This is a genomic window from Aquimarina callyspongiae (genome assembly GCF_034322225.1).
Taxonomy (GTDB): Bacteria; Bacteroidota; Bacteroidia; order Flavobacteriales; family Flavobacteriaceae; genus Aquimarina.
The window spans coordinates 392,016-415,594 of the sequence record NZ_JAXLPA010000002.1 but is presented as its reverse complement, the minus strand read 5'-3'; the positions used below and the strand labels follow the sequence as shown (position 1 = coordinate 415,594).

Annotated in this window: 22 protein-coding genes; 8 read left to right on the top strand and 14 right to left on the bottom strand. The window is 32.0% G+C overall.

What is annotated here, in order from left to right:
• Positions 1 to 41 precede the first annotated feature (41 nt).
• From U0D62_RS08945 to U0D62_RS08925, 5 genes are all read right to left on the bottom strand, one after another.
• Positions 42 to 3,026, bottom strand: a complete 2,985-nt coding sequence (locus U0D62_RS08945) for a M16 family metallopeptidase (RefSeq protein ID WP_322286926.1) — start codon at positions 3,024 to 3,026, stop codon at positions 42 to 44.
• Positions 3,027 to 3,267: 241 nt separating this feature from the next.
• On the bottom strand, positions 3,268 to 4,185 hold the full coding sequence (locus U0D62_RS08940) for a hypothetical protein (RefSeq protein ID WP_322286925.1): 918 nt from the start codon (positions 4,183 to 4,185) through the stop codon (positions 3,268 to 3,270).
• Positions 4,186 to 4,349: 164 nt separating this feature from the next.
• Positions 4,350 to 4,592 carry a hypothetical protein gene (locus U0D62_RS08935; protein WP_322286924.1) on the bottom strand — a complete coding sequence of 81 codons (243 nt, stop codon included), beginning with the start codon at positions 4,590 to 4,592 and terminating at the stop codon, positions 4,350 to 4,352.
• A 172-nt stretch (positions 4,593 to 4,764) separates the two neighbouring features.
• Positions 4,765 to 7,506: a CHAT domain-containing protein gene (locus U0D62_RS08930; protein WP_322286923.1), complete on the bottom strand. Its 2,742-nt coding sequence runs from the start codon at positions 7,504 to 7,506 to the stop codon at positions 4,765 to 4,767.
• A gap of 11 nt (positions 7,507 to 7,517) precedes the next feature.
• The gene (locus tag U0D62_RS08925; RefSeq protein ID WP_322286922.1) at positions 7,518 to 7,892 is read right to left on the bottom strand and encodes a hypothetical protein; all 375 of its coding nucleotides are present in this window, start codon (positions 7,890 to 7,892) and stop codon (positions 7,518 to 7,520) included.
• Between the two features lie 111 nt (positions 7,893 to 8,003).
• Between U0D62_RS08925 and U0D62_RS08920 the strand changes: the two genes are divergently transcribed.
• On the top strand, positions 8,004 to 8,567 hold the full coding sequence (locus U0D62_RS08920; protein ID WP_322286921.1) for an RNA polymerase sigma factor: 564 nt from the start codon (positions 8,004 to 8,006) through the stop codon (positions 8,565 to 8,567).
• Positions 8,564 to 9,355 carry a hypothetical protein gene (locus U0D62_RS08915; protein WP_322286920.1) on the top strand — a complete coding sequence of 264 codons (792 nt, stop codon included), beginning with the start codon at positions 8,564 to 8,566 and terminating at the stop codon, positions 9,353 to 9,355. Before U0D62_RS08920 ends, U0D62_RS08915 begins: the two co-directional genes overlap by 4 nt.
• Positions 9,356 to 9,442: 87 nt before the next feature.
• Here the strand turns inward: U0D62_RS08915 and sucD are convergent, their stop codons facing one another.
• From sucD to U0D62_RS08875, 8 genes are all read right to left on the bottom strand, one after another.
• Entirely contained in the window at positions 9,443 to 10,315 is an 873-nt protein-coding gene (gene sucD, locus U0D62_RS08910) for a succinate--CoA ligase subunit alpha (RefSeq protein ID WP_322286919.1), read from the bottom strand.
• A 91-nt stretch (positions 10,316 to 10,406) separates the two neighbouring features.
• Positions 10,407 to 10,814 carry a nuclear transport factor 2 family protein gene (locus U0D62_RS08905; RefSeq protein ID WP_322286918.1) on the bottom strand — a complete coding sequence of 136 codons (408 nt, stop codon included), beginning with the start codon at positions 10,812 to 10,814 and terminating at the stop codon, positions 10,407 to 10,409.
• The gene (locus U0D62_RS08900) at positions 10,807 to 11,745 is read right to left on the bottom strand and encodes a UDP-3-O-(3-hydroxymyristoyl)glucosamine N-acyltransferase (RefSeq protein ID WP_322286917.1); all 939 of its coding nucleotides are present in this window, start codon (positions 11,743 to 11,745) and stop codon (positions 10,807 to 10,809) included. Before U0D62_RS08900 ends, U0D62_RS08905 begins: the two co-directional genes overlap by 8 nt.
• A gap of 39 nt (positions 11,746 to 11,784) precedes the next feature.
• On the bottom strand, positions 11,785 to 12,351 hold the full coding sequence (gene efp, locus U0D62_RS08895) for an elongation factor P (protein WP_109437552.1): 567 nt from the start codon (positions 12,349 to 12,351) through the stop codon (positions 11,785 to 11,787).
• A gap of 26 nt (positions 12,352 to 12,377) precedes the next feature.
• Entirely contained in the window at positions 12,378 to 13,160 is a 783-nt protein-coding gene (lpxA, locus tag U0D62_RS08890; protein WP_322286916.1) for an acyl-ACP--UDP-N-acetylglucosamine O-acyltransferase, read from the bottom strand.
• Between the two features lie 26 nt (positions 13,161 to 13,186).
• On the bottom strand, positions 13,187 to 14,590 hold the full coding sequence (locus tag U0D62_RS08885; protein WP_322286915.1) for a bifunctional UDP-3-O-[3-hydroxymyristoyl] N-acetylglucosamine deacetylase/3-hydroxyacyl-ACP dehydratase: 1,404 nt from the start codon (positions 14,588 to 14,590) through the stop codon (positions 13,187 to 13,189).
• A complete protein-coding gene (gene lpxD / locus U0D62_RS08880; protein ID WP_322286914.1) occupies positions 14,583 to 15,611 on the bottom strand; it encodes a UDP-3-O-(3-hydroxymyristoyl)glucosamine N-acyltransferase in 1,029 nt (342 codons plus the stop codon). The genes U0D62_RS08885 and lpxD overlap by 8 nt, the downstream gene beginning before the upstream one ends.
• 24 nt (positions 15,612 to 15,635) lie before the next feature.
• The gene (locus U0D62_RS08875; RefSeq protein WP_322286913.1) at positions 15,636 to 16,865 is read right to left on the bottom strand and encodes an HD domain-containing protein; all 1,230 of its coding nucleotides are present in this window, start codon (positions 16,863 to 16,865) and stop codon (positions 15,636 to 15,638) included.
• Positions 16,866 to 17,081: 216 nt separating this feature from the next.
• Between U0D62_RS08875 and porX the strand changes: the two genes are divergently transcribed.
• The 6 genes from porX to U0D62_RS08845 all read left to right on the top strand — a co-directional run bounded on the left by porX (position 17,082) and on the right by U0D62_RS08845 (position 22,040).
• Positions 17,082 to 18,632 (top strand): T9SS response regulator signal transducer PorX, encoded by a 1,551-nt coding sequence (porX, locus tag U0D62_RS08870; protein WP_322286912.1) that lies wholly within the window; start codon positions 17,082 to 17,084, stop codon positions 18,630 to 18,632.
• A gap of 82 nt (positions 18,633 to 18,714) precedes the next feature.
• Positions 18,715 to 19,119: a tRNA (adenosine(37)-N6)-threonylcarbamoyltransferase complex ATPase subunit type 1 TsaE gene (gene tsaE / locus U0D62_RS08865; RefSeq protein WP_322286911.1), complete on the top strand. Its 405-nt coding sequence runs from the start codon at positions 18,715 to 18,717 to the stop codon at positions 19,117 to 19,119.
• Between the two features lie 265 nt (positions 19,120 to 19,384).
• Positions 19,385 to 19,573, top strand: coding sequence for a hypothetical protein (locus tag U0D62_RS08860; protein WP_322286910.1), 189 nt, complete (start codon positions 19,385 to 19,387; stop codon positions 19,571 to 19,573).
• Positions 19,574 to 19,691: 118 nt separating this feature from the next.
• Entirely contained in the window at positions 19,692 to 20,021 is a 330-nt protein-coding gene (locus tag U0D62_RS08855; RefSeq protein WP_322286909.1) for a hypothetical protein, read from the top strand.
• Between the two features lie 160 nt (positions 20,022 to 20,181).
• A complete protein-coding gene (locus U0D62_RS08850; protein ID WP_322286908.1) occupies positions 20,182 to 21,384 on the top strand; it encodes an alanine dehydrogenase in 1,203 nt (400 codons plus the stop codon).
• A gap of 281 nt (positions 21,385 to 21,665) precedes the next feature.
• Positions 21,666 to 22,040: a hypothetical protein gene (locus tag U0D62_RS08845; protein ID WP_322286907.1), complete on the top strand. Its 375-nt coding sequence runs from the start codon at positions 21,666 to 21,668 to the stop codon at positions 22,038 to 22,040.
• 34 nt (positions 22,041 to 22,074) lie between these two features.
• Here U0D62_RS08845 and U0D62_RS08840 read toward each other — a convergent pair whose 3' ends face one another.
• A complete protein-coding gene (locus U0D62_RS08840) occupies positions 22,075 to 23,520 on the bottom strand; it encodes a pyridoxal phosphate-dependent decarboxylase family protein (protein ID WP_322286906.1) in 1,446 nt (481 codons plus the stop codon).
• Positions 23,521 to 23,579 lie beyond the last annotated feature (59 nt).

The window sequence follows — 23,579 nt, the reverse complement described above, 5'->3', positions numbered from 1 at the left end:
GATTTCTCACAGGGTTTATAAACAAAATCAATGAAATGATTTTATAACTTAATGTCTTCTTTTTTCTTTTCGTAATTAAAAAGGTTGTCAATATCCATTTCTTTAACTACTCCAAGTTTTGATAATGCTTTCATATCAACATCTTTCTTATTACCTATAACTAATACGTTATAGTTTTCGCCTTTTATGTTTTCATTAAAAAAGGCACTAAGATCTGCAAGAGTCATGTTTTTAATAGTGTTATACATTTCCTCTCTATTATCATTATCAATACCTCTTTTCTTTAAACCTTCATATGTCCAGAAAATATTTGACTTTGTAATTCTTTGCGCTGCAATCTTTTTTAAAGTAGCTTCTTTGGCTTGATTGAACTGCTCTTCTGCTTCTGGCATATTAGTCATAAGCTCCATCATAGCATCAACTGCCTGTGGCATTTTATTTGCCTGTGTACCTACATAAGCCATCACATAATCAGATTGCCCCACTTCTCTAGCTTGACTATAGCTTGAAAAAGCTGAATATGCCAAAGATTTTGATTCACGAATCTCCTGAAATACAATAGATGATAATCCACTACCAAAATATGTATTGAATAGTCTAGATGCTGCCATTTTTTTAGGATCAAATTCTGCTCCCTTTGCTAACAATAACATCTCACTTTGCACCATATCATAATCTACAAAATATACATTACCTCCTGTTTCTTTTTCTACATAAGAAGTTTTTTCTGGATAGTCCTGAAGGTCATTAGTTACTATATGATGCTTGTCTAGTGAAGCTATTGCTGCATCTAAATCTTTACCGTAGTAAAAAATACGTTGTTTGTAGTTACGAATTTCTTTTACTTTATCAACTAATTCCTGAGGGTTTATTTCCTGAAGTTCTGACGCAGAATAAATGTTACGTAATCTAGAGTTCTCTCCATACTTACCATAATTCATTAATCCATTCCAAAAGATATTTCCTTTTTGCGTTTTACCGTCTTGCCTTCCTTTTAAGATTTTATCTACATACTTATTGTACGTATCCTGATTTGCTGTTGCATTATTCCATAAATCTTCTAATAAGGCTAACCCAGCATCAAGATTCTCTTTCAATCCAGAAAGACCTACATACGTTTTATCATTTGCTGTAAATACATTATAACTTATCCCTATCTTATAAAACTCTTGTTTTAATTGTTCTGGAGTATACTTATCTGTTCCTAAATAATCTAAATAACCAGCTGCCAGGCTCATTTTTTTATCATGGTCTCTACCCATATCAAAAATGATATTAAGGCTAAAAATATCATTATTAGGATTTTCTATATGAGAAATTGGTAAATCGTTACCTGTCTTACCCTCATTAATAGCGGATTTATAATCAATAAATTGTGGAGATAATGCAGTTGCTTTTAAAGCATTAAATTCTTTTAAGAACTCTGATTCTTTATCTCTGTTAAGTTCGATTGGAGTGATTCCTGGGTTTTCAACTTTTACAATACTCTTATCTTCTCCTTTGATTTTATGTACTTCTACATAATTATCTGCATATAAAGTATTCGCAAAATCAATTACTTCCTGTTTAGTAATGTCTTTCATTTTATCCAACATTTCCAAACGGTTTTTCCAGTCCTGGAAACCAATAAAAGCATCTAAATATGCGTATGCTGTAGAAGATGCATTCTCATATTCTCTTACTTGATTTAAACGTAGATCATTAACAACTGCATCTAACAACCAATCTTCAAACTCACCTTTTTTAATCTTTTCGATCTGAGCAAGCAATAAAGCTTTTACATCATCTAAAGTTTGATCTGCTTTTGGTGTTCCATATAATAGATGGAAACCATAGTCATTATCAAAATTAGTAAAAGAAGATGCGTTCTGTACTAACTGTTTTTGATTCAGATTAAGATCAATTAAACCAGCCTGAGAATTCGCAAGCATATAATCAATCAAAGTAACCATAACCTCTTGATCTGTACCTTTTCCTTTTGTTCTGAAAGCAACGTAAATAGATTCAGCTGTTGGTCCATACACCTCTTTTTTAACCGGTGCTGCAAGCGGAGCTAATTCTGGAAATGTTGGATGCGTTACTTCTTTTTTCTCATATCCTCCAAAAGCGTCATTTACTTTTTTGATAGTAGCATCAAAATCGATATCTCCTACTAATATTACCGCCATATTGTTAGGCACGTAATACTTATCAAAATACCCATGAATTGCCTCCATAGAAGGATTCTTTAAATGTTCTGATATACCTATAGTAGATTGTGTACCATATGGATGAGTAGGATATAATCCTTGTAAAACAGCATCGTATTGTTTCCATCCGTCATTATCCTGACCTCTGTTAAACTCTTCATATACTGCTTCAAGCTCTGTATGAAATAAACGAAGTACTAATTGACTAAAACGCTCACTTTCTACAGTAAGCCATTTGTCTAATTCATTTGACGGTATTTTATTAACATATACCGTTTGCTCGTTTGAAGTAAAAGCATTGGTACCTTCTGCACCAAGAGAATTTACCATTTTATCATACTCATTAGCAATTGATAGTTTTGAAGCTTCTTGAGAAACTTCATCTATCTTTTTATAAACGGCTTTCTTTTTCTCTGGATCTGTTTCTTTTTTATGTTCTTCATACAAATCAGAAATTTGCTTTAAGAATACATTTTCTTTTTCAAAATCCTGAGTACCTATCTCATCGGTACCTTTAAAAACCATATGCTCCAGGTAGTGAGCCAACCCTGTATTGTCTGCTGGATCATAGGTAGATCCTGCTCTAACCGCAATAAGAGTTTGGATTTTAGGTTCTTCTTCGTTTTTTCCTAAATAGACTTTAAGTCCATTGTCTAAGGTATACAAGCGTAAACCTGTTGGATCATTAGACACAGTCTCATAGTTAAAACCTGCGGGACCTGTGTGTTTTTCTACTGTAATTTCTTGAGACGTGTCTGTCTCAGATGAGGGTGAATTTTTACAATTACTGAGGGAAACGACCAACAGCAAAAGCAAAATCGATTTGAATAGCTTCATAAAGTTGTGATTAATTAATTTTTAGTTACGGATCATATCGTTAATTGAGATTCATTGATATAACTCACTATAATACGTCAGGATTTAACATATGTTACAATTTTTAAGTTTTTTTTAACAAGTATTTTACTTACATATACAAAAATACCCCTCGGAAATTCATCCAAGAGGTATTTAAACTTTATTTCATTAATACTTCAAATTAAATATTCAAAAAGAAGTTTTTAATTTTTAAACTATATTAATTCTCTAAAAGCCAATACATTCCAGCAGCTGCAGAGGTACTTACCCCAGTACCTAATATTGCTACAGCATAAGCTACTTGTCCGGGTCCTATAACAAAATTTACAGCCGCTGCTCCAATAGCTCCAGCCACAGCTCCTATAATATCAGCAACTGCTATAGTACTTGCTAATTGACCAATACAACTATTTGGACCAGAAAACTCCAACCAACTACAGTCATTATTACTAGAAACTCGATTTTGTACATTTACTATACCCCTAGGTGTATTTAAATTTTGAAGCCAAGAATTACTTTCTTTAGACCAATATCGAAAAGACGACTCACCAACTCTAGTGGCTGAAAATAAAACATACAAGTCTTTATTAGATAATGTTAAATCTTTTTCAATATTATTCTCTAAATCTTTTATTCTAGAAATCACATTTCGTCCACTTCTAATGATATCTTCAAGAGAAAATAAGTAATTTTTCACTTTCTCATTATTTATCTTTAGATCACTTATTTCTCTAATTTCCGCAGAAATTTTTAATCCATTATCAATAGAGTTATTTAACAATTCCAGATTAGTGTTATTTGCTTCATAATAATCCTGGGGTTTGGAGAGTTCTTTTTTTAAGAAATTAGATAAAGTTTTTCCATCCGTTATGGTAAAAATATTATTTTCTTTATTCTCTTTTAATTTTTGGTACAATCTCTCAAGTGCTTTATTATGCTTTACACCAATATCATTAAATTGTATAGGTTTAAATCTAAAATCACTCTCGTTGATTTCTTTGGATGACTTTTTTTGTTCATTCATAACAACTTGTGATTCTTCAAAATCAAGATTGTCATTGGAACAACTTATTGCAACTAGTGACAAGCAAAATACTAAGATGAATTTGTGTAAAATATTTAAGTTTAATGTTTTCATTATTTTTTCTGTTTTATATAATTACTGTGAAGATCAATCAACCTTCACAGTTTTAATTTAATTTGTTTTTTGTTAATTTATTATAGCCCTGGAGTTATTCCTTGATTGGGTATTTTATTTAACATGTTCTATTATTTATTTTTAAAAAAAACGTAAACGATTTTTTAAAGCCCTGAACAGGTAATTCCTTGCCCTCCACAACTTGGTCCAGCACTATTTAGAGCTGCAACTACATCATCTGCATATACAATAAATGGTGTTTGATCAATACCTTCGCTATTGTGAAAACCGCAATAACAAACAAATGCTTGATGTTCACCTATTAAACCACTTTTTCTACCTCCTGCAATTTCTTTTTGTTCAGTTTTACTAAGTGGTTTCCCTATACTTGAAAATTTTTTTAACATGATTAAAATTTTATTAATTGATATAAATACTATGATCATTTACAGACACTCACAGTTTATGTCCATTCTTCGCGAAAGAATTTTTATGTATAATTAGAAAAGAGCACTGCAGTTAACTTTTATCAATTATGCTGTCTTGTGACCAAAAGCTGGATTTTGTTACCCAAGAAAATTATCTTTTTTTAATAAAAAACAATAAGTAACTGACTATCAGAGATAAAAAAATGAATAAAATAATTAAATAGAGAGAATTATTAGAAGCGAATAGAGAAGTTTCTGAATCTCCAATCAGTACAAATGTCGCCCAATAATAAGGAGATGCATCGGATAAAGAAGAAGATTTTAAATATTGAATTTTAGCATTATGAAGTGCTTTTGATTTGGTTTGACCACTATCGAGATTTTGATAAAAGCTCTCCATAATCTGTGAAGTAGATTTATCATTTGCGTTCCAAAATGAAGAAATTACTGTATTAGAACCTGCGTAGAAAAAGCCTCTGGCGAGGCTCATAACTCCTTCTCCTTTTGCAATTTCTCCAAGAGAGGTATTACAAGCGCTCAACACAACTAACTCTGCTTGATTTTTAGAAGTATACAATTCATGGTATTCTAAATTAGTATCATAAAACGCTATCTGTAGATTCTCCGAAAAATTAGCGTGTGTGGCCAAATGAATTATAGAATAATCTGTAGCTTTTGATAAAAAGTTTTCTTTAGAAGCTTCCTTTTCTAAATAACTATCAATAGAGACATATTCACTGATTTTTTTAACTTCATCGGTACTATAATTAATCTCTTCCAGGTTGTCATGAGTAAAGGTTATTGGAGCAAAACTTACCATATTCTTAGAAGGGTTTCTATCGATATTAGTGTTATGGTATAAAAATGACATCGAATATGCATAACTTATTTCGTTATTCTCTATAAGATATTTACCATTAATAGAGTCTACTACCAATGATTCGAAAGGGATATATTGCAACTTACCATCAGGAATGATTACTAAATGTTTATGATCTAAAACTGTTTGTATTTTATTTTTTGGAAATAATATAGCATATAACCTTGAAGCCGTTTTCTTAAAAAGTATTTGATCTTCATCTGTTTCAAAAGGTTTAGACAATAGTTTTCTATAATCTATTATTAAATCTTCAACAGCACTAAGCTTTCCAATTTTAACGAGCTCTGTAGTTTTATTTGAAACTAAAACAGCATAAAGAGAAGAAAACCGATCATCTTGAGGATCATCATTACTAATATACGATACTATTACAGTTTCTGGATTTAAGGTTTTTTGTACTTTTTGTAATGTAATTGTTTCCGTTTTGACTCTCTGATTATAATAACCCGGAAACGAAATCTGTAATGAATCTTTTTGATTTTGATACTCTTGTTTTAGTTTAAAACGTTTATCTCTTAGAATACTAATTGTATCTATATTCTTTTCATTAGATATTAAACTCTCCAGACTCAAGATTTGTTTTTTAAGCTCATTTTCTCTCTTAAGTATTTTACTTGGCAATTGTATTTTTTCTGCATTTTCAAGAATATCTTCGATTAACAATAACGCCCTGTTTTTTTCTGAAAAATAAAATGATCTTTCTTTTTCATCCAGAAGTTCACAGATTAATATTCCTTTTAAGTAAATCTGGGAGGCCTCCTTTCTCCAATAAAGTTTTGACCCCTCTTCTGTACTGTTTTCTACAAGGATATCAACTAATTCATCTGCTACTAACAATGTTTTTAGAGCTAATCTTATCTTATCTTCGTTTTTTTCTTCTTGATGCAGTTGTATTAAAATGGTAGCTTTTTGTATCAAAGCTAATAAAACACCATACTTATCTTCTGAAACTAGTAAATCATCATAATCAGGAGAACTATTAACACTTTCATCAATATTAATATTAGTACTCAGTGATTTCTGAATACTCTGTAAAGCTTTACTATATTGATTTTTATATTGATAAAATGCACTTAACTGATGATATCCAATTGATATATTACTTTTCTGACGGCAGTATTCTAAACCTTTATTTAGATAATTAAGCGTACTATCTTTGTTTGATGAATTCTTTGGGTTAAGATATAAATCACTCATATTTATGCAAGAAGCGCAAACAAGGGTTGAATCGTTACTTTTTAAAGCTTCTTTTAAGTTTTTTGCGTAATACTCTTTTGCCTTGGTAAAATCTAATTTAACGTTATAATAATTTGCGTAACTATTATTGAGGCTATAGAAATCTCTTAACGAATATGTAGGTACTTCTTCAAAAAGTTTAGCGGCTTTATCAAGGATTTCTTTCTTTTTCTCTAGGCTCTCTTTTACTTCTATTTTATCCAGAACCAGAGCAAAGGCCAAATATTTTTTTATCAAAAGTTTTTTTCTACCCAATTTCTCGAGTATAAAAATACCCTGTATGTAATAATCCTCTGATTTAAAAAAATCTCCTTTTTGACCATAATACTTCCCTATTTCGCAAAAAGCTTTGGCTGTACTATATTCATCAAGATTTAATTGAACTACTTCTTTATAACAAGTTATTGATTTATTAAAATCTTTATTTTTATAATAAAAGAAACCTAAGTTATATACGGCATTTACATATGCTTCATTTTGTAATCCTAACTTTTGGTATGTAGTTATTTCTTTTTGAGCATATTTTATGGCTTTCGAATATAATTTTCCCTTATATAACTCTTTAGAAAAATCATGCGCTACTTTTATAAAATCAAGATATTTTTCTTCTCTTTGATAAACACCTATGATACTATCCACCGCACTCTCTAATTGTTGTATCGTAACATCATTATCATCTAACATAGATTGATAATACTCAAAGAGATGTTGTGCTTTAACTGTATCAGTCCAGCAAACTGAAACAATCAAAACAAAGAAAAAAATAAATTGTTTCAATATCTATACACTTATAATTCTAGATTCGGACAACTTGCGTATGGAATATCTCTTTCTACATCTTCATTAGACTCTCCTACTTCTATTCTAGGTCTTGTGTAGTGCATTTCCCAAATCTCAATATATTCTGTTGTTCTACAACGTCTCCAATTAACTAAAACTCCCAAATCCAGATACCGCTCACGTACTACACTTCTTTCGTTTTCTGTTGTACCTACACGATATTGTATCAAAACTTGCATTGTAGTCCCATTTCTACTTTCTTGTAATTCTAGTTTATTTAATTCTTCATTATTATTTATGGTTATATCATCTGAAGTGCAACCTACAATTAACATCAAAGATATCATCAACACAAACTTGTAAAAACCTTTTATACTTTTCATTCCCTTTTTTTAATTTGTAACAATTTTATTTTATTAGTTCCCAAAACACCATTTTTGTTACCCAAACGAAGATAAAAAATTTATATTCGCATACGGAATTATAGTTCTCTAATGACGGAAAACACTCAACATCTTACAAGTTTATTAAATAATGACTCTAAAGGAATTATGAAGATCTATACAATAGTTTTTCCTAGAGTTAAAAAATTTATACTTCAGAATAAAGGTAAACAACAAGATGCTGAAGATATTTTCCAGAAAGCACTATTACAAATTACGGTAAGGTATCGAAAAGAAAAGTTTAAAATCAATAGTAGTTTTGAAGCGTATTTATTTACAACTTGTAAAAATTTGTGGCGTAAAGAATTAAAAATTGCAAAAAACAGGGTAACAAATAACGACATTATAGAACTAATACCTGCTGAGCGTGACATTGCACTAACAATATTAGAACAAAAAAGATGGGAATTGTTTGCAGAAAAATTGGAGTTGATCTCAGAAAATTGCAAGAAAGTACTAACCATGTTTTTTAATAATTGCTCTTATGGAGAAATCGTAAAAAAAATGGGATATAATTCTGAAACTGTTGCAAGACAGCGGGTTTTTAAGTGTAAGACAAAATTATCTAAATTTATTCAGGAAGATCAACGCTATAATTCGCTCAAAAAATTATGAGTTTAGAAGAAGACATATTAATTCAAAAATTCCTTAAGAATAAACTTTCTGAAAAAGAAAGAAATGAGGTATTGCTTAGAATAGAAAACGATGAAGTCTTCTGTGAAAAAGTAAACTTTGAAAAACAATTGATCCTTAATCTGAATGATAATGAATGGAGCATTAGTACAAATACGAATCATCCAGAAGTTACAGAATATGAAGAGCTACTACAAAGTCAATCCACTCAAGAATTAAAAAGCACTTTAGAAAAAGTTAATTCTGATTATCAAAACAAGAGAAAGAAAACCTGGTTTTTGTATTCTAGTGCGGCGGCTATTATTATAATAATAGGGCTTACAATTTTTTCTTCAATTAATACTTCAACTGACACATTGTATGCAGAATATAGTAATTTTTCTGAACTGCCATCACTAGTAGATCGTGGGAACAATGAAGAGCGTGCTTTATTAATCGATGCTCAAAAATTCTTTGAAACCAAAGAATATGATCAAGCTTTACATATCTTAACTACCAATTTTAATGATCCTCAAGATAATAAAGCGGCTATATTTCTATATACTGGTATTGCTCAAATGGAATTAGAGAGGTATGATGCTGCTGAAAAAACATTTAACACACTCATTAACAGCAAATTGATAGATGTTCCCAAAGCTAGATGGTATAAAGCACTATTATTTATAAAAAAGAGTGAAATTTCTAAAGCAAAAGAGGTGCTATCAAAAATAGCTCGATCTCCTAGTAATTATAAATATAAAGAAGCTTCTGAGCTTTTAGATCAGCTATAAAAAAAACTTACAATAAATTCATATTGTAAGTTTTTAAATCTTTATAGTAAAATCCCAAATTCCTCTTAGAATTTGGTTAAGTATATATTATCCTAATACTTCTGCTACTTTTTTACCTATTTCTGCTGGAGAATCTACCACGTGGATACCACATTCTCTCATAATAGCTTTCTTTGCAGCTGCAGTATCTTCACTACCTCCTACAATTGCTCCTGCATGTCCCATAGTACGTCCAGCCGGTGCAGTTTCTCCTGCTATAAATCCAACAACTGGCTTAGAAGTTCCACTTTCCTTAATCCACTTAGCCGCATCTGCTTCTAGTTGACCACCGATTTCGCCAATCATTACTACACATTCTGTCTGAGGGTCATTAATCAATAACTCTACTGCTTCTTTGGTAGTAGTACCAATAATTGGATCTCCTCCTATTCCTATAGCCGTTGTAATACCTAATCCTTGTTTTACAACCTGATCTGCTGCTTCATAAGTAAGTGTTCCTGATTTAGAAACAATCCCTACATTACCTTCTTTAAAAACAAAACCTGGCATAATACCTACTTTTGCTTCTCCAGGAGTAATTACTCCAGGACAGTTAGGACCAATTAAACGACATCCTTTTGTTTGAATATAATCATAAGCTTTGATCATATCTGCAACAGGAATACCTTCTGTAATAGTGATAATTACTTTAATACCTGCATCTGCTGCTTCCATAATTGCATCAGCAGCAAAAGCTGGTGGTACAAAAATAATTGTTGTATCTGCTCCTACTTCTTTTACAGCATCTTCTACAGTATTAAAAACAGGCTTATCCAGGTGAGTTTGTCCTCCTTTTCCTGGAGTAACACCACCTACAACATTAGTACCATATTCAATCATTTGACCAGCGTGAAAAGTTCCTTCACTACCAGTAAATCCTTGAACTATAATTTTAGAATCTTTATTTACTAAAACACTCATTGCGTTATGATTTTATATTTTTTTTGAAGTCCTCAAAAGTAAGCTTTTGAAAAGTATCGTTAAAATTAAATTGAGATTATTTTTTATTGGATTATTTTGAAATAAAAGACTTCAAACTTTCAGGGTTTGTATCACCCTGTTGGCTAATTTGATACCCTTTATGAAGTTTATTCTCTTTCAATTCCCATATCGTTATAAAATGTGCAATTGCTTCTTCTTGATCAGGTTGTTCTATGGTTTTTACAAAATAGGTATATCGTATAGTAACCACATCCCCTTCTGTTAAAAGGTGACTAATTTCGCATCTCAATGATTCAAAAGAAACTGACATTTCTTTAAACATTGATTTTATAGCGCTATAATCTTTTTTATTAAATCCAAAACTACTATTCCAGTATAATTCGATTTCGGGATGTAAATATTCAGAAAAGACTTCAGAATTATGGATAAGATCTGTTTCATAAAAGGATCTTACAATATCCTTTGCAGTTTTACTCATTCTTTTTCAATTTTTCAATTAACTCCGGAATCTGCCGTATAGCAGCTATTTCTTTATATTTTTTTCTAAAATCATCAGCTGGAGTACCAAAATAGCTTTTATTACCCTCTAAAGATTTGCTGATTCCTGATTGAGCAGAGATTACAGCTTTTGTGCCTATAACAACATCACTTGTTACACCTACTTGCCCCCAAATTGTTACTTCATCTTCAATTACCACACAACCGGCAATTCCAACCTGAGAAGCTATTAAACATTTTTTTCCAATCACGCTATCGTGACCTATATGCACCTGGTTATCAATCTTTGTACCTTCTTTAATAGTCGTATCTCCCGTAACTCCTCGATCTATGGTACATAAAGATCCTAAATCCACATAATCCTCTATTACTACCCTTCCGCCAGAAATTAATTTATCAAATCCTTTGGGTCTTTTTTGATAGTAAAAAGCATCTGATCCAATAACCGTTCCTGAATGTATGATTACATTATTCCCTAGTACGGTATGGTCATAAATGCTTACATTCGCGTGGATAAGGCAATTATCTCCGATCACTACATTATTACCAACAAAAGCTCCTGGTTGTATAACCGTATTTTTACCAATTTTTGCCGATTCAGCAATTAATGAAGTAGCTTTCTGAAAAGGTCTAAAATATTTGGTGAGTTTATTAAAATCACTAAAAGGATCATCAGATATCAATAAGGCTTTGCCTTCTGGGCAATCGACTTTTTTATTGATTAACACAATCGTAGCAGCGCTTTCAAGTGCTTTGTCATAATATTTAGGATGATCCACAAAAACAATATCTCCTGGTGTTACTACATGAATCTCATTCATTCCTAGTACAGGAAAATCAGGATCACCAATAAACTCTGAAGATATTATGGTAGCTATTTGTTGTAATGTATGCGCCTGCGGAAACTTCATTTCTATAATTCAGGATTCAGAATAGCGAATTCTGAATTACTATTCTTTGATACGCTCTTTATACGTTCCTTTTTCGGTCTCTACTTTGATTTTATCTCCTTCATTAATAAAAAGAGGCACCATCACTTCTGCTCCAGTTTCTACTGTTGCAGGTTTTGTTGCATTAGTAGCAGTATTTCCTTTAACTCCTGGTTCTGTAGCTGTAACTTCAAGAATTACACTTGCCGGCATTTCTACTGAAAGTGGCATTTGATCTTCAGAATTAATAATAACCGTTACGACTTCACCTTCTTTCAATAACCCAGGAGCATCTAATACAGATTTCTCAAGTGTAATCTGGTTATAATCTTCAGTATTCATAAAATGAAACGTATCACCTTCTGCATATAAATATTGAAACTTATGTGTTTCTACACGTACATCTTCAATTTTATGACCTGCAGAAAATGTATTGTCAATTACTTTACCTGTGGTAACACTTTTTAATTTTGTTCGAACAAAAGCTGGTCCTTTACCAGGCTTTACATGTAAGAACTCAATAATTTTATAGATATCATGATTATATTTAATACACAATCCATTTCTTATATCACTAGTACTTGCCATTTTATTATTCTTTTTTCTTTATTCTATTAATTAGAGAAATATCCTTTCATGATTCCTCTTTGAGAGTTTTTAATAAATTCTAATACTTCATCCCTTTCTGGCGTTGCTTCCATCTCTGCTTCTATAAATGCAACTGCCTGAGTATTATTATAGTTACTTTGATAAAGTATTCTATAAATAGACTGAACTTCTCTTATTTTTTCTGTTGTAAACCCTCTTCTTCTTAAACCAATAGAATTAATTCCTACATAAGATAATGGTTCACGAGCCGCTTTTACAAAAGGTGGTACATCTTTACGTACTAAAGATCCTCCAGTTACAAAAGCATGATTACCAATACTACAGAATTGTTGTACTGCAGCCATCCCTGCTAAAACAACATAATCTCCAACGTTGATATGTCCTGCAAGGGTGCTATTATTAGAAAAAATACAATTATCTCCAACTATACAATCATGTGCTATATGACAATAAGCCATAATCCAACAATTATTACCAATTTTGGTTTTCATCCTATCGGTTGTTCCTCTATTGATTGTTACGCACTCACGAATGGTTGTATTATCGCCAATTTCTGTAACTGTATCTTCATCATTAAACTTCTTATCCTGAGGAATAGCAGAAATTACTGCTCCAGGAAAAATACTACAATTTTTTCCTATTCGAGCACCTTCCATAATTGTAACATTAGAACCAATCCAAGTTCCTTCTCCAATCACTACGTTATTGTGTATGGTTGTAAACGGTTCTATTACAACATTCTTTGCAATCTTTGCTCCAGGATGAACGTATGCTAACGGTTGATTCATCAGTCTATATTTGTTTTTTTATTTTATTATTTGGATTTAACAATTTGCGCCATCAATTCTGCTTCTGTCACCAATTTTCCATTTGCATAAGCAAATGCCTGCATATGACAAATACCTCTACGAATTGGTGTTAGCAATTCTAATTTAAATACTAGTGTATCGCCTGGTAGCACTTGTTGTTTAAACTTTACTTTATCTATTTTCATGAAATAAGTAAGGTAGTTTTCTGGATCCGGAACTGTACTTAACGCAAGTATCCCTCCTGTTTGTGCCATAGCCTCAACTTGTAAAACTCCTGGCATCACAGGTGCTCCTGGAAAATGACCTACAAAGAACGGTTCATTCATTGTAACATTTTTTAATCCAACTACATGTTTATCAGATAACTCTAAAATCCTATCAATCAATAAAAAAGGTGGTCTATGCGGTAGCATATCCATAATTTTATTGATATCCATTAAAGGTTCTTTAAACAAATCGAACTGAGGAACTTTGTTTCTTTTTTCGATCTTAATAATCTTGGATAATTTTTTTGCGAACTGAGTATTCACAAAATGTCCAGGTTTATTAGCAATTACTTTTCCTCGTATTCTTGTTCCTATTAAAGCTAAGTCTCCTACAACATCAAGTAATTTATGTCTAGCAGCCTCATTAGGATAATGTAAAGTAAGATTGTCAAGAATACCGTTGGGTTTGATCGCTATAGAATCTTTACCAAAAGCTACTTTTAGCTTTTCCATCGTACTAGGACTTAATTCTTTATCCACATATACAATGGCATTATTAAGATCTCCTCCTTTAATCAATCCATGCTCTAATAGCATTTCTAATTCATGCAAAAAGCTAAATGTTCTGGCATCTGCTATTTCAGTCTTAAAATCAGAAAGGTGTTTTAGTGATGCATTTTGGGTACCTAATACTTTGGTTCCAAAATCCACCATTGTGGTAATTTGATATTCATCTGAAGGCATTACAATAATTTCACTTCCCGATTCTTCATCAGTATATGAGATTACATCTTTTACAATATATTCTTCTCGTTCTGCCTCTTGCTCAACGATACCTGCCTCTTCTAATGCTTTTATAAAAAACTTACTAGATCCATCCATTATTGGTGGTTCTGAAGCATTAAGCTCTATTAACAGGTTATCTATTTCTAATCCTACACATGCTGCAAGTACATGTTCTGAAGTTTGAATACTTACTCCATTTTTTTCAAGGTTAGTTCCTCTTTGGGTATTTACCACATAGTTAGCATCTGCTTCTATAATCGGACTCCCTTCAAGATCTACTCTACAAAAAGCATATCCATGAAACTCTGGAGCCGGTTTAAATGTTAACGTTACTTCTTTACCTGTGTGAAGTCCTACTCCGGTAAGCTGTACCTCTTTTCCTATGGTTCTTTGTTTATTCACAACGGAGTCAGTCATTATTATTTATCTTTTTCTCTAGTTTGTATATTGTATCGACGATCTTAGGTAAATTTTTAAAATGTACATAGGATTTATTATAATCAGAATATCCTAATGCCGGAGAGCCCTGGATGGCCTCATCATCTTTAATATTTCTTCCTATCCCAGATTGTGCTTGAATTCTAACCTTATTACCAATTACAAGGTGACCAGCAATACCAACTTGTCCTCCTATCAAACAATGTTTTCCTATTTTGGTTGAACCGGCAATACCTGTTTGTGCAGCGATTGCTGTGTGTTCACCAATTTCTACATTATGAGCTATTTGTATTTGGTTATCCAGTTTTACTCCTCTGTGTATAACGGTAGATCCTAAAGTAGCTCTGTCTATAGTGGTTCCTGCTCCAACATCTACATTATCTTCTATAATCACATTTCCGGTTTGTGGCACCTTACTATATTCTCCTTTTTCATTAGGTGTAAACCCAAATCCATCAGCACCAACAATGGCACCACTATGAATTACACAGTTATCACCTATAATTGTTTCAGAATATATCTTGGCTCCAGCAAATACTACAATATTATCTCCAATCGTTACATTGTCTCCTATATAAACATTTGGATATATTTTAGCATTCTCTCCTATTTGTACATTATCTCCTAAATATGAAAAAGCTCCCAAATACATATTCTCACCGTATTGGGCAGATTCTGAAATAAAACTAGGTTGTTCTATACCTGTCTTATTCATCTTTACCATATTATAGTATTCTAATAGTTGAGAAAATGCTTTATAAGCATCTTCAACCCTTATCAGCGTGGTCTTTATATTAGACTCCGCTTCAAAAGATTTATCAACTATAGTAATTGAAGCATCTGTAGAATAAATATATTGGGTATATTTAGGGTTAGACAAAAATGTCAACGACCCTTTAGTACCTTCTTCAATTTTGGCTAATTTGGACACCTCTACGGTTTCATCACCTTCGATTTCTCCGTTGAGAATACCTGCAATTTGTGTGGCTGTAAAAATCATTTGAGCAAAAGTATAAAAAATGTACTAATCTTTATGCTTTGGGTAGCATATAAAATATTTGGTGACGGGTTTTGAGAGTGCTTTAAGATTAAATTGATCTGTTGCTCTAACAATATCTACTATTTTTCTAGATTTATACAAAATGTTTATGTTTTGTTTGTTTTGATGATAGGCTTGATTAGAAATGGTGCCTGTAAAAACAAAATAACGAGCTTCTTCTTCAGAAATTTTATAATGTGTTTCACATTTTTGTATATGATCGGCTATTTTACGCTCATCAAAAGGTTTCTTTTTAATTTTTACTTTTAATAAATCCCTGTCAATGATCATAGATGAAAGATTCCTTAATACAAAATCATCGCAAGTGGTCCACTCTTTCATAGCAGAAACGATATCGTAATCATCTAATCTTGAAAATGTTTCTAATACTTCTGTAGTAAAGTTATCCGAAGTTATTTTATGTTCCAAAAAGAAAGAAAGTGCTTTACTAGCTTTTAGTGGTACTCCTTGTTCAACCAATTCTTTGGCTCTTTTTAAAACCCGTATTAAGAGGTTTTCTGCTACCAAACTAGTTTTATGCAAATACACTTGCCAATACATTAAACGCCTGGCTAACAAGAATTTTTCTACAGAATAAATCCCTTTTTCTTCAACGACCAATTCATCATTTATAACCGTTAGCATAGTAATCAATCGTTCACTATTAATATTTCCTTCGGCTACACCAGTATAAAAACTGTCTCTTTTAAGATAATCAAGACGATCCATATCTAATTGACTGGATATCAATTGATGTAAAAATTTACGATGATACTCTCCTTTAAAAATCTTAATAGCAAGCGTTAAACTCCCGTTAAATTCGCTATTAATTTTTTCCATAAACAATAGCGATATTGATTCATGATTTACTTCATTTACAATACTATGCTCCATCGCATGAGAAAAAGGACCATGTCCTATATCATGTAATAAAATAGCCGCGCACAATGCCTCTTCTTCCTCATCTGAAACACTAACTCCCTTAAAACGAAGTACTCTCACGGCTTTTTGCATTAAATGCATACATCCTAATGCATGATGAAAACGAGTATGATGAGCTCCGGGATATACCAGATAAGAAAGCCCCATCTGCGTTATACGTCTTAATCGTTGAAAATATTTATGTTCTATCAGATCAAAAATTAGTTCATTAGGAATCGTAATAAAACCGTAAATTGGATCGTTTAATATTTTGAGCTTATTTCTTTTTTTCAAGTTTATTTTACTTTTACGGAAACAAATATACACAAATAGGCAGGAGGTAGTAAACCTGATGATGAGGAAATAAATTTGAAAACAAAAAACGTAACAAATATCTTTTATACCAGTTCTTATTATAAATTTACTATGCAAAGAAAACATAGGTATTTATATGGTACTTTTATATAAAATCACGGTATAAATAACAAACGAATATATAAAATCGAATAGATGAGCAAAATAAAGATACTTTGGGTTGATGATGAAATTGACTTATTAAAACCACATATATTATTTCTAGAAAAAAAGAATTATGAGGTAACAAAATGTCAAAGTGGTACAGAAGCCCTTGATATATTAGATGATAATAACTTTGACATCGTTTTTCTTGATGAAAATATGCCAGGGCTTTCTGGTATTGAAACGCTATCAGAAATAAAAGAAAAAGAAGATAGCCTACCAGTTGTTATGATTACCAAGAGTGAGGAAGAATACATTATGGAAGAGGCTATTGGTAGTAAAATTGCAGATTATCTTATTAAACCCGTGAATCCTAACCAGATTTTATTGAGTCTAAAGAAGAATCTGGATAACTCCAGGCTGGTATCAGAAAAAACAACTTCTAATTATCAACAAGAATTTAGAAAAATAGCTATGGATATGGCTATGGTGAATTCTTTTGAAGAATGGGTAGATTTATATCAAAGATTGATTTATTGGGAATTGCAATTAGAAAATATTGAAGATACAGGGATGTTTGAAATCCTTGAATCTCAAAAAGTAGAAGCTAATTCGCAATTCTGTAAGTTTATTGATAAAAATTATCCCGATTGGTTTGACGGAAAATCTGATGCTCCTGTAATGTCTCATATGCTTTTTAAAGAAAAAGTATTACCAGAGATCAGCAAAGATCAACCTACCTTATTTGTCGTTATTGACAACCTAAGATATGATCAATGGAAAGCTTTTGAACCTATTGTAAATAATTATTACAAAAAAGAACACGAAGCTTCTTATTACAGTATTTTACCTACGGCAACACAATACGCTCGTAATGCAATCTTCTCTGGATTAATGCCTTCTGAGATGAAAAAGAGGCATCCAGATCTATGGTTAGATGATACAGATGAAGGTGGTAAAAACATGAACGAGAATGAGTTTCTTACCGCACAATTACAACGACTAGGTCTTGACATTAAGCACGAGTATTATAAGATTACTAATGAGCGATCTGGAAAAACCCTGGCAGCAAACTTTAAAGGGTTAAAGGATAATGACCTTACTGTAGTGGTATATAACTTTGTAGACATGTTATCTCACAGTAAAACAGAGATGGAAGTAATTAAAGAATTGGCTTCTAATGATAAATCATATAGATCCTTAACTCAAAGTTGGTTCAAAAACTCTCCACTATTAGAGATGATACAACAAGCACAACAATTAGGTTTTAAATTGTTAATCACTACCGATCACGGAACTATTAATGTAAAAAACCCATCAAGGGTAATTGGTGATAAAAATACTAGCTTGAATTTACGTTATAAAACTGGTAAAAGTCTTACATATGAAGATAAAGAGGTATTAGCAGCTACAAATCCTAAAACCATACACCTACCCTCTATAAACATGAGTAGTTCTTTTATTTTTGCAAAAGGTGATTATTTCTTTGCATATCCTAATAACTATAATCATTATGTAAGTTATTATCGTAACACCTATCAACATGGTGGTGTGTCATTAGAAGAAATGATAATTCCTTTTGCGGTATTAAACCCAAGGTAGATAAGAGATATTCTTATAAAATTAACCAACAACTATAATATTTTAGTTACAAAACTGAAATCAGAAACTACGAATAACAATAATGACTATAACATATACGCTAGATCAACTTTCTGCAACTGCCCAGAAGGTAATTGATCAAGTTCAAAGCAAGGTATTGCTTTTTGATGCTGCAATGGGAGTGGGTAAAACTACTTTAATCAAAGAGATTTGTTTACAACTAGGAGTCAAAGATACAATCTCTAGCCCTACATATTCATTAGTTAATGAATATGAGGGTAATGAGAGTACAATTTATCACTTTGATTTCTATAGAATTACAGACGAAGAAGAAGCTTATAATATAGGATTTGAAGAATATATCGATAGTGACGCCTGGATTTTTATAGAATGGCCGGAAAAAATACCCAATTTACTCCCTGAAAATGCGATTAGCATCAAAATCGATTTGCAAGATGACGGAAAAAGATTACTTTTATTGAGGTAAAAAATGTTAAAAACTACGGTTTTGTAAAATTTTAACAATAATGCTCCTTTTCCTACACAAAAACTCAACTAAGCTTATTGTTTGTTTTTTACAAGTATTCTTATCGGTTATTTATAGTGTTTTGACATTATAAATACTTCATGAATACGTTTTTAAATTATAAAAAACGGCCCCTTACAGCCGGCAAAATTACAAGTTTTTTAATTGGGAATGTCGTTCTTTTTTCTTCTAAGTTTAGGGCTCAACTAATTAAAACCCTATAAAAATGAAAATCGTAACAACATTCTTTAGTCTTGTTTTTGCCACTGGTGCTTATTTTTTAATTGATCTAGACACTAATCAAAATAACGACGAAAACACCCCTTTAGAACAACATGACACCAACCAAGGAAAAGAAACCACAGCTAAAAAAATCATCGACAAATCCAAAGTCAAAGTACCTACTAACGGGTAGTATTATAATTTTAATTATAGCGTTTACACCATACCTTTTTTATCTATATAATAGTTTCCCAGATGGTCCTGTCTGGGAAACTTCTTTATTTACCTATGAAAGTAAATACTTTGAAAGCATGAGCTCATTCGTTTGGATGATTATGAGCAAATTAATTCCTTTAATATTATTGTTGATTTGGTTTTTCACTTGTAGACACTGGTGGTATTTAGTTATTTTAATTCCAATAGCTATGTTTGCTTTTCAATTAGTTTCATTAATTAATGATGATGTAAAATATTTTGATGAAATAGAAATTTATTTCGTTGCTCCAATTATAATAGTTATTCTCGGAGTACTATATACGTTAAGAATAAGAATATTTGATAGAATACATAACATAGATCTAAGTGAAATCAACAAGCTTTTAAAAAATAAAAAGAAATCCTGGTGGAATCGATTTAGATAATTAAATATTTTTCTGGCTTTTAAAACATCTAACTTATTAGTAAGCTTGTTCTTTTCTATTATTCAACTAGCATTATGATCATACAAACGAAGCTAATTTTTTCATGAATTTGCATGCTATGCATTTTTATTCGTAATTTGAGTTACCGAATTTCACACACATGACCGACAGACCTTCATCGCCATTCACTAAAGAACAATTATTGCCGCAGGAAGAAATGATAGAAGTGGCCCGTAAGAAAGGTAAACTCTTTATCGGAATTCCAAAAGAAACGCATTATCAAGAAAAACGTGTTTGCCTTACACCTGATGCCGTTGCTGCACTTACCGCTCACGGACACAGAGTATTAATAGAAGCTAATGCTGGTATAGGCGCAAGCTTTATTGATCGCGATTATAGTGAGGCTGGTGCAGAAATCACCAACGATAGAACCAAAGTTTTTGGTTGTCCAATTATTCTTAAAGTGGAGCCACCATCGATAGAAGAATTAGAACATATCAACCCACAAACGGTATTAATTTCTGCGCTACAGCTTAAAACGCAGTCTAAGGAATATTTTCAAACACTAGCCAAAAAAAGAATCACAGCACTTGGATTTGAATTTATTCGTGATTCAGATGGTGCGTACCCTGCTGTACGTGCTTTGAGTGAAATCGCAGGAACCGCTTCTGTACTAATCGCCTCAGAATTGATGAGTAGTGCTACCAATGGTTCTGGGTTAATGATGGGCAATATCAGTGGTGTTCCTCCTATCGAGGTTGTAATTCTTGGTGCTGGTACTGTTGGCGAATTTGCAGCACGTTCTGCAATTGGGCTCGGTGCCAATGTAAAAGTTTTTGATAATTCAATTACTAAACTAAGATGTATCCAGACCAATGTAGGTCGCCCATTATATACCTCAACTATACAACCCAAAAACCTTTTAAAAGCCTTGCTACGTTGTGATGTAGTAATTGGTGCTGTACGAGGTAAAAACCGAGCTCCGATCATTGTTTCTGAAACTATGGTAGAAAATATGAAAACCGGAGCGGCAATCATTGATGTCAGTATCGATATGGGTGGATGTTTTGAAACTAGCGAAGTGACATCTCATGACAACCCAACTTTTGTAAAACACGGGGTTGTTCATTATTGTGTACCTAATATCCCATCACGTTATGCACGTACCTCATCGTTATCTATAAGTAATATTTTTACACCTTATTTACTACAAATTGGTGAAGAAGGAGGTATCGAGAACGCTGTACGCTTTGATCGTGGACTTAAAAGTGGGTTATATTTCTATCATGGTATCCTAACCAGTAAACCAATTGCTGATTGGTTTGATCTTTCTTATCGAGATATCAACTTGCTTATTTTATAGCTATTGTTAGGTATCCGGTTTTGGATATCTTGTTCTTAGCTTTATGTGATTAACTTAATAACCTGAGTTCGATTAATCTCAAATGCGTCAGTTTGAGTGAAATTCTGTTAAGAATTTTGTGTCGAAAACAAGGATTTCGCTACTAAAAAGCTATTTTCGATTTCTTATTTTAAATTCTGAAACTTTGTTACCAAGTAACTCAGAAGCTTTGCTACTTTGTAGTCTATTAAAACAAAAAGTTTACTTACTTTTGACCCTATTATTTTAATTGTAGTTATTATATGAAACTAGCACAACGCTTGTTCTACTATTTAGGTGGATTTGGTATTGGTTTAATTCTATTGTTTTTCTTTTTAGGTGGTAAAAAAACTTCGTGTGATTATAGCCCTAATGCTAGAGTACTTAAGAACATACGGATTAAAGAAAGAGCTTTTTCTGAACAGGCTTTATATAATATGAATACTTATAAGATTGATACAGCAGATATCTCTGCTTTATTAAAAAACGGCAGTGTAGATTTTTCTAAGAGCAATACCAAACTAGATTCTTGCAACACCTATACTATTGAAGGTTTGGCTAAAGAAAAAAATATTAGTCTGCTTATTGAGAACTGTGATAGTATTGCAAGGATTACTACACTTGATATCATTAAGTAATTAGTAAGAAATCAAGTGAGTTTCTATTTATAGTTTACTGCAAAGCAGAAATTTTCTCAGCCTTTTCGTTTATAATTTTTAATAACAGATCTATTTGTTCTAAATGAGTTCTAAAGATTACAACGGCTACGCGTATCCAAAACACGTTGCTAATTGTTGTTGAAGAAAGAAATATCCGTCCATCTTTTTGGATAGCCTGAATTAGCTTTTTATTGAATGTGTTAGCCTCTTGATTTTCTGGAATATACCTAAACATAGCCACCGAAAGCTCAGGCTCTGGTCCTACCTCAAATCTATCGACTTTCTTAATTTCATTATAAAAATAACGAGCCAGGTGCAACTTTTCTTCTAATGCTGCTTTAAAAGGTGTCAAACCAAATAATTTTAAAGGTAACCATAATCGCATCCCTCTAAAATGTTTGGTAAGTTCTGGTGATACATCTGCCGGTGAAACTTCTTCTGTAGCATCAATTGTATCTTGCATATAATCTGCGAGATAGTGATATGCTTTCAATACCTTTTCTTTGTCCTTAATGAGAATAGTTCCTGTTCCAAAAGGTAAAAAAAGTGTCTTATGCGGGTCTAAAGTAATAGAATCTGCCTTTTCGATCCCTTTAAATTTTGAATTCATTTCTGATACCAACTTAAAAAAACCACCATACGCTGCATCTATATGAAACCATACATTATATTTTTCTGCAATGGCTGCTATTGGCTCTATAGGGTCTATAGCACCTGTATTAGTAGTGCCAAATGATGCATTAATAAAAAATGGAGTTAACCCTTTTTCTTTATCCTCAAGAATTGCTTTTTCTAATTCGACAACCGATAGTCTTAGTTTATCGTCTAAAGGAATGTATCTCAATTGAGCTTCAGATAATCCTGCTATTCTTATTGCTTTTTGTATTGAATGATGCGCTTGCTCAGAAAGATAAATTACGGATGTTTCGATATCTCTGGCTTTGATATTATATGCCTCTCTAGCCGTTACTATTGCAACTAAATTAGCTATCGATCCTCCTGAAGTTAAATTACCTATAGCTGTTTTTGGATATCCCATAATATTGCACATCCAACGTATTAGCATATTTTCTAAACGTACTGCTCCTGGTGCAGTAAAAAAAACACCTGCATAACGATTACTAACAGCAGCTATATAATCTCCCAAAGCCGATGGATACAATCCACCTCCAGGAATATATCCCATATGCCCTCCCGAAGCGGGGTTTACTCCTGCTCCATCAATATTTTTAATAGTACTTTTTAAAAGATCAGATAATTCTGTAGGTTCTTCGGTAATAGTAAGATCATAAATATCTTTCCCGTTTTCTTCTGAGTGATAAAAAGCTTTTGACTTATCTAAATCATTTATAAAGCTATTAGAATATTGTAAAACTTCGGTATTCCACGCATCTCTTTGATTCTGTTCTGGATCTAAAAGCCTTGATAATTTTTCAAGTTCTTTAATTTTCTCAATCATAGTGATGCTAAGGTATTGTTTTTATCATTAGACAGAAAGTGTTGATAACAGGATTTGAC

Excerpts from the sequence above, each read along its gene's own strand:
- U0D62_RS08945 (WP_322286926.1), bottom strand. The coding sequence starts at position 3,026 with ATGAAGCTATTCAAATCGATTTTGCTTTTGCTGTTGGTCGTTTCCCTC.
- U0D62_RS08940 (WP_322286925.1), bottom strand. The coding sequence starts at position 4,185 with ATGAAAACATTAAACTTAAATATTTTACACAAATTCATCTTAGTATTT.
- U0D62_RS08935 (WP_322286924.1), bottom strand. The coding sequence starts at position 4,592 with ATGTTAAAAAAATTTTCAAGTATAGGGAAACCACTTAGTAAAACTGAA.
- U0D62_RS08925 (WP_322286922.1), bottom strand. The coding sequence starts at position 7,892 with ATGAAAAGTATAAAAGGTTTTTACAAGTTTGTGTTGATGATATCTTTG.
- U0D62_RS08920 (WP_322286921.1), top strand. The coding sequence starts at position 8,004 with ATGACGGAAAACACTCAACATCTTACAAGTTTATTAAATAATGACTCT.
- U0D62_RS08915 (WP_322286920.1), top strand. The coding sequence starts at position 8,564 with ATGAGTTTAGAAGAAGACATATTAATTCAAAAATTCCTTAAGAATAAA.
- sucD (WP_322286919.1), bottom strand. The coding sequence starts at position 10,315 with ATGAGTGTTTTAGTAAATAAAGATTCTAAAATTATAGTTCAAGGATTT.
- U0D62_RS08905 (WP_322286918.1), bottom strand. The coding sequence starts at position 10,814 with ATGAGTAAAACTGCAAAGGATATTGTAAGATCCTTTTATGAAACAGAT.
- U0D62_RS08900 (WP_322286917.1), bottom strand. The coding sequence starts at position 11,745 with ATGAAGTTTCCGCAGGCGCATACATTACAACAAATAGCTACCATAATA.
- efp (WP_109437552.1), bottom strand. The coding sequence starts at position 12,351 with ATGGCAAGTACTAGTGATATAAGAAATGGATTGTGTATTAAATATAAT.
- lpxA (WP_322286916.1), bottom strand. The coding sequence starts at position 13,160 with ATGAATCAACCGTTAGCATACGTTCATCCTGGAGCAAAGATTGCAAAG.
- U0D62_RS08885 (WP_322286915.1), bottom strand. The coding sequence starts at position 14,590 with ATGACTGACTCCGTTGTGAATAAACAAAGAACCATAGGAAAAGAGGTA.
- lpxD (WP_322286914.1), bottom strand. The coding sequence starts at position 15,611 with ATGATTTTTACAGCCACACAAATTGCAGGTATTCTCAACGGAGAAATC.
- porX (WP_322286912.1), top strand. The coding sequence starts at position 17,082 with ATGAGCAAAATAAAGATACTTTGGGTTGATGATGAAATTGACTTATTA.
- tsaE (WP_322286911.1), top strand. The coding sequence starts at position 18,715 with ATGACTATAACATATACGCTAGATCAACTTTCTGCAACTGCCCAGAAG.
- U0D62_RS08860 (WP_322286910.1), top strand. The coding sequence starts at position 19,385 with ATGAAAATCGTAACAACATTCTTTAGTCTTGTTTTTGCCACTGGTGCT.
- U0D62_RS08855 (WP_322286909.1), top strand. The coding sequence starts at position 19,692 with ATGAGCTCATTCGTTTGGATGATTATGAGCAAATTAATTCCTTTAATA.
- U0D62_RS08850 (WP_322286908.1), top strand. The coding sequence starts at position 20,182 with ATGACCGACAGACCTTCATCGCCATTCACTAAAGAACAATTATTGCCG.
- U0D62_RS08845 (WP_322286907.1), top strand. The coding sequence starts at position 21,666 with ATGAAACTAGCACAACGCTTGTTCTACTATTTAGGTGGATTTGGTATT.
- U0D62_RS08840 (WP_322286906.1), bottom strand. The coding sequence starts at position 23,520 with ATGATTGAGAAAATTAAAGAACTTGAAAAATTATCAAGGCTTTTAGAT.